The sequence below is a fragment of the Herbaspirillum sp. FG34 genome, assembly GCF_057809315.1.
Genome location: NZ_JBMDJS010000004.1, coordinates 1 through 14595 on the forward strand (window position 1 = coordinate 1; position 14595 = coordinate 14595).

Consider the following 14595-nt stretch of genomic DNA (forward strand, 5'->3'; position numbering starts at 1 on the left):
TCATGTGGCTGGAAGCCAACTATGCCTTCGGCCGTCGCAAGGCCGAGGAAACCCATGCGCGCTTCGTTGATGCGCGCATGCACGCAGAACGAAGGCAACGACGCTGAACTGGTCTGATCTGAGGACATTATTCAGATCAGATAGGTCCCATTATTTTCTTCAGATCACCCTGCGGCACTCCCTGCCTGATGTGCACTGCACCGTACGCATCGCGCCAGATCAGCGCGGGGGTAGCTTGCAAGTCCAGCTGCAGCATCATGCGGGTGTTCTCTTCGAGCTGCTGGGACATGTTGGCCGGAACACGATCCAATGGAGCGATCCCCTGCCCATCCGGGTCGATTTTCCGGCCATCTGCTGCCTGCTTCTGGCGCGCTTCGAAATACGCCGTCTCATGGGCCGTCAGCGCCTTGCCCGGGTTGGCCGAAGCAAGGATGGCGGCCGCCTTCCCGGGACTGGTTTTGGTCAATATCCCGACCAGGATATGGCGGATCTGCACCTTTCCCGCCTTGACCCAGGGCTGGGTCTCCGACCAGAGTTGAGTGCAGTAAGGGCAATTTGGATCCGTGAAGACATAGAGCGTGCGAGGGGCTGAGGGGCTGCCTTCTGCCACCCAATGGCTTTTTTGGACCTGCTTCCAGATGCCATCCATCATCGCTGCCTGAACGGTATCCTGCAAAGGCTTGCTGGTCATGTCCTCACCTTCGGAGTCCAGCAAGGTACCCATGATGACGTTGCCATCGCCAGTCACGTAAAAAGCGAGCGGCTGCTGGCCATGGTAGGCGGCCCAGCCCTTCATGCCCCTGGGGGCGGGAAGCGTGTCGGCCACGAAGTGCACGCCCTGCTGCTCCAACGCCTTGAGCGTGGGCGGTGTCTTCGGTGCAGTCTGGGCGTTGACCGAAATTGAATGCAGCATGGCCAGCACACTCAGCGTGGTCAGCATTCGGCGGGAGCAAGAAGATAAGGTCATGGTAATTCCTGGTAATCGGCACTGAGGCCATGTTGAGCAAGACGTTGCAGTCGCCGGCCAAGTTGCGCAGCATTGAATTCCCCCACCAATCGCAGATCACGCCGCTCCTTGCCAGAGGCATCAAAAAACAGGAAGGTCGGCGGTCCGATAACGCCATACGCCTGCATCAATTCCTGCTGGGCGGTGCCGGTAGTGGTGACATCGACTTCAATACGCTGGATGCCGCGCAAGGCATCGATCACGCTCGCATCGGTCAATACCTGGTGTTCCAGGGTCTGGCAGGCAGTGCACCAATCCGCGCTGAAATCAACGATGGTCGCCTGGCCGCGTCCTGCCGTAACAGTCAGTTGTTGCCTGAGGGCGGACAACGTGCTGACAGCAAGCGTCGGTCCAGCCTGCGCAGGCGCGACAGCGCGCCGGGCCGACAATATTTCTTTTAGCGGATGAAAGGCATCAGGTTGCCCGGCGGCCAGGCCGATTGTGGCAAGCACGCCCCAGCAGCCCAGCACGGCGGCGACGGCGTGCACCGGTATGCGCAAGCGCGCAGGCAACCCCTGAGCGCCCACATAGAGAGCCACGGTCAGGTTGGCTAGCCAAAATACCCACAGCGCCAGGCCAACTGCAGGTGGCAGGCCACGTTGTGCCGTCCACACCGCCATGGCCAGCAGACCAAAACCGAAAGCGTTCTTGATCCATTCCATCCACGCTCCAGGCCTGGGCAGAAGTTGCCTGCTCAGTGTACCGACAATCATCAGTGGTACGCCCATGCCAAGGCCCAAGGACAGCAACAGCAAGCCCCCATCCAGCATCTTGCCGGTTTGCGAGATAAAGAGCAGTACACCGGCCAGTGGGGCGGTCATACATGGCCCGACCAGTAGCGCCGACAACACGCCCATGCTTGCAGATCCCGTCAGGGATCCCCCGCGCGGCGAGTGGCGTTCAAGCCGGGTACGCAGGGAGGCCGGCAATTGAAGGCTATAAAAGCCGAACATCGCCAGGGCCAGGAGCGCAAACACGAGTGCGAAGGCCAGCATCACTTCGGGGCGCTGGAGAAGCGCTTGCAATCCCCTTCCCAGATAGGCCGCGGCCACTCCCATGGCGGCGTACACCAGGGCCATGGGTAGCACGAAGGCCAGCGATAGCATCAGCGAGCGCCTCCGCGACGCATTGGCCCCGACCACGATACTGGAGAGAATCGGCACCATCGGCAGTACGCAAGGGCTAAAGGCCATTCCCATGCCCATCAGCAGAAAGAGCGGCAACAGCACCAGCAAGGAAGAACGTTGCAGAAAATCACTGATCTGGATGTCGCTGCCACCACTCCAGGCGGCCTGGGCCAGAGATTGCGAATCGAAGGTGTGCGCCTGTGCATTGCCGCCATCAACGGCAGCAGGGAGCTGGATACGCTGCGAGTGGGGGGCGTAACATAGGCCGGCGTCGGCACAGCCCTGCCAGGTAAGCTCGATGTCCCCGTTAACCGGAGCGATCAAGGTGAGCAGAACTTCGTGCCGATAAATCCGGACCACGCCGAAATTGGGGTCGTCTTTGCGCTCGCCCTCAGGCTTGTCCAGCGCAACGCTTTTCCCGTCGTCAAGGCTGACGGCTTCAATACGGTCACGATAGAGATAATAGCCATCGGCGATCTGCCCACGCAGCTGGAGCTTGCCATCGCCCACTTGGTCCAGTCGGAAGTGGAAGGCTTGCTCGGCACCAAGAAACTGGGCGTCGCCGATCACGGCCGATGGCTGGAGGGCGAGCGACCAGCAGGTGACGGGCAGCAACGCCAGGAAAGCGAATACAGGGCAGCGCCAGGACCACAGCAAGCGGTTGAATAATGACAGCATGAACAGACTCAGGGAGACGAGGCTGACGCGACTGCTGGCGCACTAAGTGCCCGCAGAAATTCCGCCAGAGTGGCTTGTGAAAACTCCCCTTGCCAGCTGGCGATCTTCTGGCCGCTGGAATCGAAGAGCAAAGTGCCGGGATAGCCCCGCACATCGAAAAAATGCCCCAATGCCAGCTGCGTATCGAGCAGCACATCTTGGGTGGGCAGATCCTCGCGTTGCAGGAAGGTGTGCACCTGCGCGGGGCTCTCCCCTTGGTTGACAAAGACGAACTGGACATTGCCGTAGCGTTGTCGCGCCGCCATCAATATCGGCATCTCGCGTACACAGGGCCCGCACCAGCTCGCCCAGAAATTGATCAACAACGGTTTGCCAGGCCATTGCCGCAGGTCTGACATACCGCCGTCGAGCGCCGGCAAGGTCATGGGTGGCAGCCGTTGGAGAGCAGGCTGGGAGAGCGTGCGTTGCCTGGACTGGACCCATAGAAACCACTGCCCGCCAGCCGCGACCAAGGTGATGCTCAACAGGCCTGCCCAGAGCGGCAGACTGCGACGGCGCCGCCGCAGCGTCAGCCACAACATCGCCAGCAAGGCAGCCACCCATCCGGAGATCGGATCCCAGCCGCCATCGCGCAGATTGAACAAGGACAGCGGCGCCTCCCGATATTCCTGCAGATGGCGCAGCAGGAAACTGCCGCGTGCAATCACCACGGCCAGCAGCAGCAACCAGCCCATCCCGGCATCGCTGGTCTTCAGGTGGCGTGCCACCCCCTGGGTGACCATCAACCCGATCAGTAGCGCTGCCAGCGCCACCAGCACGTGCGCGTTCACGGCCAGCGGACCTATCGCCAAGACATCAGGCATAGGGCAGATCGACTTGCTTTTTCACTGTTCATGGCCATTACCTTAGCGCACCGCGATTAAGCCAGAATTAATTGGCTGACAGGTACCAACTGTTTTTCCCCGGGCGGAAGCAAAGCCCCTATCATCATGTTTTGCGTTAACGTTCACAGGAGAATTTCAGTTGCATGTGCTGGTCATTGAAGACGACGAACTGGTCGCCCACGGGATCAAGACCGGGCTCGAACTGCATGGCATCACCGTTGACCGGGTTTTCACGGTGGCCCAGGCGGATGCCGCCCTGAGCACCTCCAGTTTCGACATCTGCATTCTCGACCTGGGCCTGCCCGACGGCGATGGCCAGGCCTTGCTCAATGGCTGGCGCCTGCGTGGCATCGGCATGCCGGTCCTGATCCTGAGTGCGCGTGACGCCGTGGTGCATCGTGTCGCCGGGCTGGAGGCCGGCGCTGACGACTATCTGGTCAAACCGATTGATCTGAGCGAATTGGTGGCCCGACTGCATGCCATCGTCCGTCGCGGCCAGGGGCGCACTCACAATATCATCCGCCATGGTCGACTCAGGTGCGATCCCAGCGCTTCCAAGGTCTGGGTGGATGACCAGGAGGTTGACCTCTCGCGCCGTGAGCTTGCCCTGCTGCTGGCGCTATTGCGTAATCCCGAGCACATCTTCACCAGCGAACAGCTGCATAGCAGCCTGTACGGTTTTGCCGATCCGGTAGGCAGCAACGCACTCAACGTGCACATCCACCACCTCCGCCGCAAGCTGGGCAGCCAGTCGATTCAGACGATCCGCGGGTTGGGCTACCGCATCGGGGACATCGAATGAGTACCCTCGGCCGTCCCGCCCTGAGCCTGAGATTGCGCCTCATGGCCATCATTGGCCTGTCGCTGTTGCTGCTCTGGAGCGCTGTATCGCTGTGGATGTTGCTGGACGTACGCCAGCATCTGCGCGAGGCACTGGATGACCGGCTGGCATCCTCGGCGCGGATGGTGGCCGGCCTGATGGCGACCATGCCGCGCAACCTTCCCAGCCAGGGCCGCACCATGCCGCTGGACGTGATCGGCCGCGATGGCCTGGCCTGCGAGGTCAGCCTGATGCGTGGTGAGGTGGCCGAGCGCACGCTGGCGCGGACCGCTGGCAGCCCGCGCCTGAACCAGTTGCCATTGGGTTATGGGGTCAGCACGTTTGGTGGCAAGCTGTGGCGCACCTATGTGTTGGAAGACAATGGCATGCGCATTGCCACAGCTGACCGCATCGACAGCCGGGAAGGTCTGCTGCGCGAGATTGCGCTGGCCGCCGCCCTGCCCTTTGCGATTGCCTTTGTCGGCATGCTGCTGGCGGTGTGGTTCGGCGTGAATTGGGGACTGGCGCCGCTGGAGCGACTACGCAAGCGACTGGAGCGAAGAAATCCCGAGGATGTGAGTGCGCTTCCGCAGGAGCAATGCCCAACTGAGTTACTGCCATTTGCCAGCACGGTAGATCGGCTGGTGGTTCAGATCGGCCAGGCGCTGATGCTGGAAAGACGCTTCACCGATGGCGCTGCCCACGAGCTGCGCACACCACTCACCGCCATCAAACTGCATCTGCAGATTGCCCAGATGACCCGGCAGCAACCTGGTCAGCCGGATAAACTGGATGAAGCGCTGGACATGGCCCATCAGGGCGTCGAGCGCATGCAGCATCTGATAGAGCAGTTGCTGGCATTGGCACGGATTGATGGCGACACACATCCCCATGCCATAAGTGACCTCAGCCTGGTGCTGCAGTCAGTGGCAAGGAGCTTGCCAGCGATGAAAAGCGATCGCCTGACTGCCCGCATTGAAGCGCTCGATGCAGGTCGCGAGTCAGCACGGATCGCCATGCCGGAGGTTCTTCTGGGCACGGTGCTGCGCAATGTGATCGACAATGCCCTGGCCTACTCACCCTCACACTGCAGGGTGGAACTGGAGTGTGACCTGCGCGACGATGAGGTGGAGTTGCGCGTGCTTGATCGCGGCTGCGGCTTCAGTGACGATGATCGCCTGCAGGTCGGCCGCCGCTTCTGGCGCGGGCCGCAGTCAGCCAAGGTGCAAGGCAGCGGGCTCGGCCTGGCCATCGTCAACGGCATCCTGCAACGCTACCAGGGTAGCCTTGCGCTGTTTCCCCGTGCTGGCGGAGGTACCGTGGCGACTGTGGTGTTCAAGCGCTACTACCCTGCCTCTCCCCACCGTGATTGAGAAACGCGCGGCTTACTTGGCCGTGCTCAGCCATCCCCACTTGGCAAAAATGCGGCGGCCCTCATCGGACTTGAGATAAGTCAAGAATGCCTGCGCCTGCGGTGACTGCTTGCCGCGCATGGTCATTACCACGCCGACGTCACGGTAGATGCGGTAGGGTTCTTCCACCGCAACCAGTTCGGCCAGGGCGGGATTGGAGACCTGCCAGATGTTCCAGATCAGCCAGGCATCAATGTCCGGATTCTTCGTCCACATTTCGCGGGCCAGTGCGCTATTGCCGGCTTCCGGCATTACCAGGTTCTTGCGGAAGGTCTTGACCGTTTCGATATCGCCAGTACGGCCGGCCACGTCCTCCCATAACCCTGTCTGGCCGGCACCCGCCACGGTGAGTACCTTGATGCCCGGGCGCAGCAGATCCTTGAAGCCCCGAATGCCCTTGGGGTTGCCTGGCCTGACCAGGATGGCGACCGGACGAAGATACAACGGTTCAGCCTCATGCAGGTCAAACGCTCCCGGCAGTGCTTTGGCGAAGTCCGACATCATGTTCTCGGCGCCACTGAAGATCACATCGGCATCCTGTTTGGCGACCTCAACCCATTGACCGGTAGGGCCAGCAGCCACGTCCACCTGGACATGATGGAGTGCAGAGAAAGTGGCAGCTGCTTCTTTCATCGCCGGTGCCGGACCGCCGGGACCATAGACCTTGAGCACGGCCCCGTCAGCTGCCCATCCAGCGTTGCTGGCCGCTACCAGCAACGCTGCCATCGCCAAACTGACCCGACGCCAAAGACGCGCATGTCCGAGCACCGGCATGCGATATGCGGACACGAAGGTATTGAATGCGGTTAAATCCGTTGTTTTTTTCACGAGAACTCCATGACCATGGTTAAGTAGAGAAATTGCCCGACAGCGCTTTGATGCTGCTGCCTGCACAGGGTGTCCCCGGAGGGATCGATGAGGTATACGGCCCAAAGAGGCCTTTTATTCCATGAGCTGCGCGTAATACGGGACTTTTTTAGCCGGCAGGCTGATTGCTCCGGCTTGACCAGCTCAAGCGGCTGGCATTGAGCATGACGGAGACACTGCTGGCCAACATCGCCAGCGCCGCTGCAAACGGGGTGACACCGTGAAAGAACAGAAAGATCACCATGCCTGCGTTGTAGATGATGGAAAACAGCAGATTTTGGCGCACAACATTGCAGGTCTGGCGTGCGTAGCGACGAGCCCAAGCCAGCTGCGCCAGCCCGCCTTCCGCAATGACCATGCCGGCCGCGCCGACGGCGACCTGGCTGGCCCCGGGCACGGCTATCCCGCAGGCGGCGCGGGCCAGTACCAGTGCATCGTTGACGCCATCCCCCACGAAAACGGACTGGCCCACGCCGGCGATGGCGGTGGCTTTATCTTCCGGTGAACAAGCACTGAGTACGCGAGCAAAAGGATGATTCAGGGCCGTATCGAGCTCGTGCGCCGCCTGGGCGCTGTCACCCGTGATCAGCCACAAGGACAATTTTTGTTTCTTTCCCTGCGCCGACAACGATGCCAGTACCGCGCCCGTATCGGTGCGCAACACGTCCTTGAAAGAGACCCTACCCTGCCAGAGGCCGCCTTGTGCCACGTGAACGCTACCGGTGCGCTCAGGCAGGGGGGGCAATCCTGTCACGCCTTCTTGTTCGAGCCACGGACGCGCGCCAACCAGACGCCACTGCCCATCGGGAAGCTGCATCCGCACTCCCCAGGACAGACGCTGCACCGGTACTGTTGCGGCAGCCAACGTCCAATGGCGGTTGACGGCATGACGACGCAGAGCTTCTGCCACCGGATGGATGACCCCGGATTCGGCCTCCCAGGCCCAGCGCAGGACCTGCTCTTGCGTCTGACCTTCGGCCACGCTCACTTGATCGATCTCCAGAGTGCCATTGGTAAGCGTGCCGGTTTTGTCGAACGCGATCACACGCGCCGATGCCAGCCCCTCGATGCTGGCCGGATCACGCCAGAGGATGCCATTGGCCGCCGCGCGCCGTGCTGCGATTGCATAGGCCAGCGGTACAGATACCCCGACGGCGCAGGGACAGGCCGACACCAGCATGCTCAGGCCTGCCACGACAGCGGGCAAGAGCTGCTCGCCCACCCACCATCGATGCGCAACGGACAAGATCGCCAGCGAGCAGATCAGGGGCAAGATCCAGCGCACGAAGCGCTCGGCAGACTGCGATAGCTGGCTGCGCTGGCCGAACAGCTCCAGCATACGCAAGCCCAACTGATCAATACGGCGCGCGCCTTGAAGCACCTCCACCCTGACCAGCAAGGGTGATAGCAGATTGACGAAGCCGGCTTGTACTGTCGCGCCCGGCACCACCTGCACCGGCATCGTTTCGCCTGACATCAAGGCCCCATCGAGCAGTGATGTTCCCTCCAACACGATGCCATCGACGGCGATACGCTCGCCGGCGCGTACTCTGATCTTCTGGCCGACCTGCAGTTGAGACAGCGGGACGATTTCTTCTTCATTGGCGGCGTTGACACGGCTGGCAGATTCCGGTGCCAGTTGTGCCAAGGCCTGCAGCGCGGCACCGCTGGCTTGCCTGGCATGCAGTTCAAGCAAACGCCCCGCCAGCAGGAAGCTGATGAGCATCGTTGATGCGTCTACATAGATGGTGCTGTCTCCTCTGAGCAGATTGAGCAGCGACACCAGCAATGCGCCAAGCGCACCCATTGAAATGAGCGTATCCATGCCGGCCAGACCAGTGCGCAAGGCACGGATACTCATGCGCATGAAATCGTGGCCGCAGTAAAAAATCACAGGCAAGGCGGCCAGCAGCGCCAGCCAGGCAATGACCAGCCCATCCGGTGCCCGGGCCAGGCCGGGATCCAGGTACAACACCCAACAACCCAGCATGCTCCACATACCAAAAAAGACCGCGACCACAAGACGAAACTGGATGCGCCGGGCCTGCTTGTGCAAGGCGTGGGCAGCCGCATCTTGATCCTGCGACGGCGTGAGCGGATAGCCAAGTTTGGCGGCGCGCTGCAGCAGTGCTGCAAAGTCGATACTCTCAGGATGCCAGGTCAGCACTGCCGCGCCGCAAATGAAGTTGACCTGAGCCGCACGTACGCCTTTGACCCGCGCCAGGGCTCGCTGCAAGGCCATGGCGCAGCTGGCGCACCACATTCCGTGTACTGAAAACACCATGCGGCCAGCGCTGCGCACCTGTTCCAGTTTGGCTGCATCCATGAAATTAGCCGCCGCTGGCACTGGTACCTACACCGATCAGCCTGCCCTCCAGCATCTTGCCGTAATAGCTTTGTTCGCCCGCGTGATCTTTTTCGGCAGCCTGGACCACTGTACCGGTCTGGCGCGGATCCTTGGGACGTTCGCGGCTGTTGATGTAGGCCGCGACATCCCACGCATCCTGATCGCTCAGCGAATTGGGCTTGCCCAGCGGCATGTTGGCCTTGATGAAGCCGGCCGCAGTGTCGATGCGCGCCATCCCCGCTCCCCAGTTGTAGGATTGCGCACCCCACAGCGGCGGGAAACGAACGGTACCATCCGCTTCCGTCCGGCCCTGCCCCTGAGAACCGTGGCACAAGGCACAGTTCTGCTGGTAGACGGTAGCACCACGCTTGGGATCGTAGGCCAAGGCTGGCTTGGGAAGCTTGGGGTAAAGCGCTCCTGGCAGTTTTTCACCGGCTGGCGCGCCATTTGCCATCCAAGCCATGTAGGTCATCAGGTCACGATAAACGTCGCTGCCTGCGGCGGGCGGGCTGCCGCTGGACGAGCCTTGGGCGTTCATGGAATAAGTGAAGCAGCCCATGATGCGGTCTTCCAACGTGCTGATGGCGCCTGTCTTGGCACGGAATGCCGGATAGGCTCCGTAAGCCCCCCACATCGGCGCCGAATCGTGACGACGCCCGGCATCAAGATGACAGTTGGCACATGCCAGGGCGTTGCCTACATGGTCTTTCACACGCAGACCGGTTTCAGTGAAGATAGCGCGGCCGCGCCGTACCGCGTCGCCGTAGGCATTCTTGGGAATGGAGGCCTCGCTGGGCGGAATGTAGAATCCCTGGGCATCCACCGGCGTGCGCGGCCGATCCGAGCGAGGATCGCTTTGCAGCTTCTTGCGATCCTCTTCCATCTGGGCGCGCGAATAAATCGGGGCTGCCTGAGTCCCAGGCGTTTTGCCTCCCAGCGCTGAGTAGAGCTGCTCCACGACGCCAGTGTGCAATAGTGCGTAACCGGCAGCAAACATGCAGCCGCCCAGTAACACGGCCAGAGCGGCGCGCTTGCGACTGGACATGCGGGAGGTCATGCGGGGTTCGGTAGTTTCCATGAGTTTTTCTCCGTGCCGGCTCACTTCAAGGTGGCCAGATATTGGGCCACGGCCCACATGTCGTCGTTGCTCATGCGTTTGGCGATGTCATCCATGAGCGCCTGTGCCGAGTTGTGCCGTGCACCGCCCTTCCACGCCGTCAATTGGCTCAGCAGGTATTCAGGCTGCTGACCGGCCAAACGAGGGAAGTCGTCGCCGACACCCTCGGCCTGCTTGCCATGACAAGTGAAGCAGGCGGGAATATTGCGGTCCCAATCACCTTCTTCTTGCAGGTGTTTGCCGCGCTTGAGCGATTGGCTCTGAGGATCGACGCTGGCGTAGGCAGACGGCGCCAGCGGCGCAAGACCCGAGTAATAACGGGCTGCCTCAGCCAGTTCTTCAGCGCTGAGTTGCGTGACCACGTAGCGCATCGATTCGTTGAGCCTTGTTCCCTCGGCGAAATCGTGCAATTGCTTGCTCATGTAGCGTTGCGACAATCCCGCCAAGCGCGGTGTCTGACCGCTCCCCTGCCCTTGGCCTCCATGACACGAGGCGCAGCTCCAAACCGTGGCACTGCCCACGCGCACGACGTCAGGGGCGCTCGAATCGACCTGCTCGAACGAGGCCTGGGCTTGCTGAGATGCGGCCACTGGCTGAGCAGCGGGGGATGGGACAAAACCACGCCAATAGGTCATTGCCCCCCACGTCGCCAAGGCGATAAGGATCGCCAATACGAAAATGGGGATGGGACGCGCGCGTTCCCATGGCTCGAAACTCTCGTCCACCTGATGTCGCTGCCGTTGGACCGACTTATTCTGACGTGACATGGCCCCTCCTTAATTGGCAGCGCCTGTAGCGCTGGTTGCTGTGCCGGATGTCCCCGCACCGTTATAACCCTGATCCCGCAGACGCTCCTCGCTCAGATCAGTCGGATAGCTGCGATTAAGGCTTTGAAGATAAGCCACCAGATCCAGCGCCTCCTTGCGTGCCACCACTACCTGACCCTCTTTAGGCTGCCAGGCCGCTGGCAGTTTGACCACGACGTCACCCGGGCCAGCCTTGCTCTTGATCTCGAACAGGTAGGGATACGACGGCATGATGCTCCAGCCGAAGATGGCGCGAGGCTGATAAAGGTGCGTCAGATGCCAGTCCCGTGAAGGCAGTCGCACACCCACATTGAGCAAGTCCGGGCCGGTACGCATGGTGCCCAGCAGATGCGGTGCATCATAGGCGTAGTCTCCCGGGGTCGAAGCACGACCCCAGCCGCGCGCCAGATCGGACAGCGTTTGTCCGGCCGAACGTGGCTGCTGGCTGTGGCAGTAGACGCAGCCGTTGGCCACGTATTGCTCGCGCCCGGCAAGTTGCTGTGCGTCGTAAGGTTTGAGCTGCGGCGGTGCCGATATCGAGCGCACCTGCCATCCCGGCAACAGTACCAGCAGCACCGTGGCGAAGACCAAGATGAGCAGCGCCCCGAGCATCAAAGGAGTGATACGGTTCATGCGGCAGCTCCTTTGAACGATCCCTTGCTCATGAGCAGAGCGAAGAAATGTACTCCGAACAGAATATGGCCCAAGGTCATGATGCTGCCACCGAGCGAACGCGCCTGGAGATAGGGCATGAGGTCTTGAGTGATACGGGCGAAACTGGCCTCTGGATCGAGCAAGGCGATTCCCTGGAAGAAACCTCCCACACTCAATGCCACGAAATAAATGCCAAAGCCTAGCAAGGTAAGCCAGTAATGCAGCCCAATCATGCGTGGCCACGGCCATGGCTTGCCGGTCAGGTGGGGCATCATGTAGTAGAACGCGCCGAACATCACCAATGAAACAAATCCATAGGCGCCCAAATGCGCGTGGCCGACGGTGTAGTGCGTAAAGTGGGTAATCGAATTGACCGCCCGTATCGCCTCCAGAGAACCTTGGAAGGACGCTGCCGTATACATCAGGGCACCGGTCCAGACGAAGCGCAGCGCCATGGATTGCCTGAAAGCCCAGAAATTCTGTATCACCGTAGTATGCTGATTTACCGCCACGGCGATCACCGGGATGAACATCATCACGCTGTGGACTACCGAGAGAGTGACAACCCAGGTCGGCACTGGTCCACCGATGAGGTGATGAATGCCCACCTGGCTGTAGAACAGCGCCAGGCCCCAGAATCCCAGGAGCGAAACGCTATATGAATACACGGGCTTGCCGATGATCTTGGGAATCAGGTAGTAGGCCGTTCCGACACCCAGAGGGGTCAGCCACAAGCCGAGCACATTGTGCGCGAACCACCAGTTCATCGTGGCTTGCTGCACTCCCATGTGAACGCCGGGGAGATTGGCGATGATGAACAAGACCGGGAACCAGACCAGAGCGGCCAGGAAGTACCATCCCGTCACATAGATATGCTGTACCTGGCGATGCCAGGCCGTCTCGACGACCGGCCAGGCCAACAGAAAGCCGCCAATGGCCAGCACGATATCGATCTGCCAGGGAATCTCCAGCCACTCCAGACCATCATTCCAGCCAGCGCCGATGGCAGTGACACCCGCGATCACGCCCAGGACCCAGAGACAGGCGCCGGCATAGGCCATTGCAGGACGCCGCAACGGCGTGTGAAAAATACGTGGAATCAGCCACAAGGCCACGCCGACGCCTGCCACCGATAGCCACCCGTATGCGACCAGATTCAGGTGGATGGTGCGAGCGCGGCCGAAAGTGGTCAACGCGCTGCTGGCGAGCCAATCTGGCATGTGCATTTTCAATGAGGCCAGCACGCCGAACAACGAGCCCGCGATGAGGAACACGATGGACATGCTGGCCGCCAGCAGCACCACCCGACGGCCGGGAGCATCAATGCCAGCGCGCTGTGCGTCGAACCGATGCGCAGCATCGCCGGATGAAGCGTCAATGGAAGGCGCGTCAAACTGGCCGGCTTCGTTCTTCAGAAAAATCGAGGCTGCATCATCCCGGCTGACGTTCAGCTGGTGATTGGCGATCGCCCAGATCAGCGTCCCGAGCGCCGCCAGTGACACCACGAAACTGAGCAACAGCAAAAGACCAATGGTGGTATTCATGCCGCCACCCCCGATGATGCCCTCGGCGTCGCTGGCAAACGGCGCCACCTGCCATGATGAAAGTGATACATGACCACCGTCCCCTTTTATCGCTATTTGTTAAATGCAGGGAGGTTAGTACGGCAGGATTAAATGAACGTTAACGCAAGCCAACGATTGCGGTGCAGAGCGATGATCTTGAGTGTCCTGCCTCCCGGCAAGCAACGATGATCGTTGCTCCACCTGAGGTGGCGTCGGCCACCCTGCCCTGGAACATCAAGGGTCGACAGTGCCTGGCGCTATGCGCTCATTCTTTTCTTCTTCTCGCATTGGTTCCGTGTCGGTTCGGGTATGCCACTGCTGCAGGAGCGCCTCGTGTGTCTCCAGCCTGGCGCGCAACGCGGCCAGTTCGCGTTCACCCTGCTGCCATTGTTGGCGTGCGATGGCGACATCTTGTTGCGCCTCGGCCAGACGGCACTGCAACTGCGTCAAGGCTTCGTTTCTGGCAGCCAGTTGCGCCTCGAGCACGAGTTTGGCCGAGGCGACCTGTTGCAGCGAGTCCAGCTGCTGCTCCCGACGCGCTGCCAGCGTGAGCTGCTCAGCCAGCGCCTGGCGGCTGTGCGACAACTCGGCGATCAGGCGCACGCCTTCCTGGTTCAGGCGGGTGATGTCCTCCTGGCGAATCACCGCTTCCTGACGCAACTGGCGCAACTCGGCCTGCAGGCTCTGGAGTTGTTGTTCGTGGCGCCGCTGATCCTGCTCGCGCTGCTCCCTGGCCGCACTGCGGTAGTGCTCCAGGGCCTGGCGTGCGTGCTGGTGCTTTTCTTCCAGCGACTGGCGATGCTGTTCGTTCTCGTCCAGACGTTCCTGCAAGGCGGCCAGACGGACCTCCAGCGTGCGGACAACGGCAGCCTGTTCCTGGCGCTCCTCACGGGTCTTGTCATGCGCGGCGCGCTCGGCAATGAGGGCCTGTTGCGTCTGGCCCAGACGCAACCCCTGCTCGGCATGGGCCGCACGCAGCGTCTCCAGCTCCTGGCGCATCCGCGTCGTCGCCGCCTCGGCGTCGGCGCGCACGGTCTGTACCTGGATCGCGGCTTCGGCCTGCAACTGGGCCGCCAGGCGACCGACCAGATCCTGCAAGGTGTCGCTGATGCTGCGCGGCCGGTCCTGGCCACCCTCTTCTTCTTCCAGTTCTTTCAGATATTTGTGGATGGTCGTCTTGGAACCGGTATTGCCCAGTTCCACCCGCACCGCATCCACCGACGGATGACGGCCTAGTGCCAGCAAGGCATCACGGGCTTTCTTCACTTCCGATTTGTAGAGGCCGGTGCGTGCCATGGTTCCAATCCGTTAT

12 protein-coding genes are annotated in these 14595 nt (G+C 61.2%); 2 read left to right on the forward strand and 10 right to left on the reverse strand.

The genetic code is table 11. The annotated features are described in order from the left end of the window. Positions 1-136 precede the first annotated feature (136 nt). Genes dsbG through ACODSZ_RS06205 form a run of 3 tightly spaced genes read right to left on the reverse strand, consistent with a single transcriptional unit; the run spans position 137 to position 3674 of the window. Positions 137-967 carry a thiol:disulfide interchange protein DsbG gene (gene dsbG, locus ACODSZ_RS06195; RefSeq protein ID WP_488927265.1) on the reverse strand — a complete coding sequence of 277 codons (831 nt, stop codon included), beginning with the start codon at positions 965-967 and terminating at the stop codon, positions 137-139. After that, positions 964-2811, reverse strand: a complete 1848-nt coding sequence (gene dsbD / locus ACODSZ_RS06200) for a protein-disulfide reductase DsbD (protein ID WP_488927266.1) — start codon at positions 2809-2811, stop codon at positions 964-966. Before dsbD ends, dsbG begins: the two co-directional genes overlap by 4 nt. Before the next feature lie 8 nt (positions 2812-2819). Next, positions 2820-3674 (reverse strand): TlpA family protein disulfide reductase, encoded by an 855-nt coding sequence (locus tag ACODSZ_RS06205; protein ID WP_488927267.1) that lies wholly within the window; start codon positions 3672-3674, stop codon positions 2820-2822. A 166-nt stretch (positions 3675-3840) separates the two neighbouring features. Between ACODSZ_RS06205 and ACODSZ_RS06210 the strand changes: the two genes are divergently transcribed. Both ACODSZ_RS06210 and ACODSZ_RS06215 read left to right on the forward strand, forming a co-directional pair. Beyond that, complete coding sequence (locus ACODSZ_RS06210) at positions 3841-4497, forward strand: response regulator (protein ID WP_349627545.1); 657 nt, start codon at positions 3841-3843, stop codon at positions 4495-4497. A gap of 41 nt (positions 4498-4538) precedes the next feature. Beyond that, positions 4539-5888, forward strand: coding sequence for a sensor histidine kinase (locus ACODSZ_RS06215; protein ID WP_175342595.1), 1350 nt, complete (start codon positions 4539-4541; stop codon positions 5886-5888). Positions 5889-5900: 12 nt separating this feature from the next. Here ACODSZ_RS06215 and ACODSZ_RS06220 read toward each other — a convergent pair whose 3' ends face one another. From ACODSZ_RS06220 to ACODSZ_RS06250, 7 genes are all read right to left on the reverse strand, one after another. After that, a complete protein-coding gene (locus tag ACODSZ_RS06220) occupies positions 5901-6653 on the reverse strand; it encodes a substrate-binding domain-containing protein (RefSeq protein WP_488927358.1) in 753 nt (250 codons plus the stop codon). 250 nt (positions 6654-6903) lie between these two features. Further along, a complete protein-coding gene (locus tag ACODSZ_RS06225; protein WP_488927268.1) occupies positions 6904-9120 on the reverse strand; it encodes a heavy metal translocating P-type ATPase in 2217 nt (738 codons plus the stop codon). 4 nt (positions 9121-9124) lie between these two features. After that, positions 9125-10219 carry a c-type cytochrome gene (locus ACODSZ_RS06230; RefSeq protein ID WP_488927269.1) on the reverse strand — a complete coding sequence of 365 codons (1095 nt, stop codon included), beginning with the start codon at positions 10217-10219 and terminating at the stop codon, positions 9125-9127. Between the two features lie 20 nt (positions 10220-10239). Further along, positions 10240-11025 carry a c-type cytochrome gene (locus ACODSZ_RS06235; RefSeq protein WP_488927270.1) on the reverse strand — a complete coding sequence of 262 codons (786 nt, stop codon included), beginning with the start codon at positions 11023-11025 and terminating at the stop codon, positions 10240-10242. A 9-nt stretch (positions 11026-11034) separates the two neighbouring features. Then, positions 11035-11697, reverse strand: coding sequence for a cbb3-type cytochrome c oxidase subunit II (locus ACODSZ_RS06240; protein ID WP_175342591.1), 663 nt, complete (start codon positions 11695-11697; stop codon positions 11035-11037). Continuing rightward, on the reverse strand, positions 11694-13262 hold the full coding sequence (locus ACODSZ_RS06245; protein WP_175342590.1) for a cbb3-type cytochrome c oxidase subunit I: 1569 nt from the start codon (positions 13260-13262) through the stop codon (positions 11694-11696). Before ACODSZ_RS06245 ends, ACODSZ_RS06240 begins: the two co-directional genes overlap by 4 nt. Before the next feature lie 255 nt (positions 13263-13517). Further along, positions 13518-14579 (reverse strand): DNA-binding protein, encoded by a 1062-nt coding sequence (locus ACODSZ_RS06250; protein WP_488927271.1) that lies wholly within the window; start codon positions 14577-14579, stop codon positions 13518-13520. Positions 14580-14595: the final 16 nt, after the last annotated feature.

What these genes read in the sequence shown, in the direction of transcription:
- dsbG (WP_488927265.1), bottom strand. Translation starts at nt 967, where the DNA reads ATGACCTTATCTTCTTGCTCCCGCCGAATGCTGACCACGCTGAGTGTG.
- dsbD (WP_488927266.1), bottom strand. Translation starts at nt 2,811, where the DNA reads ATGCTGTCATTATTCAACCGCTTGCTGTGGTCCTGGCGCTGCCCTGTA.
- ACODSZ_RS06205 (WP_488927267.1), bottom strand. Translation starts at nt 3,674, where the DNA reads ATGCCTGATGTCTTGGCGATAGGTCCGCTGGCCGTGAACGCGCACGTG.
- ACODSZ_RS06215 (WP_175342595.1), top strand. Translation starts at nt 4,539, where the DNA reads ATGGCCATCATTGGCCTGTCGCTGTTGCTGCTCTGGAGCGCTGTATCG.
- ACODSZ_RS06220 (WP_488927358.1), bottom strand. Translation starts at nt 6,653, where the DNA reads ATGGCAGCGTTGCTGGTAGCGGCCAGCAACGCTGGATGGGCAGCTGAC.
- ACODSZ_RS06225 (WP_488927268.1), bottom strand. Translation starts at nt 9,120, where the DNA reads ATGGATGCAGCCAAACTGGAACAGGTGCGCAGCGCTGGCCGCATGGTG.
- ACODSZ_RS06230 (WP_488927269.1), bottom strand. Translation starts at nt 10,219, where the DNA reads ATGGAAACTACCGAACCCCGCATGACCTCCCGCATGTCCAGTCGCAAG.
- ACODSZ_RS06235 (WP_488927270.1), bottom strand. Translation starts at nt 11,025, where the DNA reads ATGTCACGTCAGAATAAGTCGGTCCAACGGCAGCGACATCAGGTGGAC.
- ACODSZ_RS06240 (WP_175342591.1), bottom strand. Translation starts at nt 11,697, where the DNA reads ATGAACCGTATCACTCCTTTGATGCTCGGGGCGCTGCTCATCTTGGTC.
- ACODSZ_RS06245 (WP_175342590.1), bottom strand. Translation starts at nt 13,262, where the DNA reads ATGAATACCACCATTGGTCTTTTGCTGTTGCTCAGTTTCGTGGTGTCA.
- ACODSZ_RS06250 (WP_488927271.1), bottom strand. Translation starts at nt 14,579, where the DNA reads ATGGCACGCACCGGCCTCTACAAATCGGAAGTGAAGAAAGCCCGTGAT.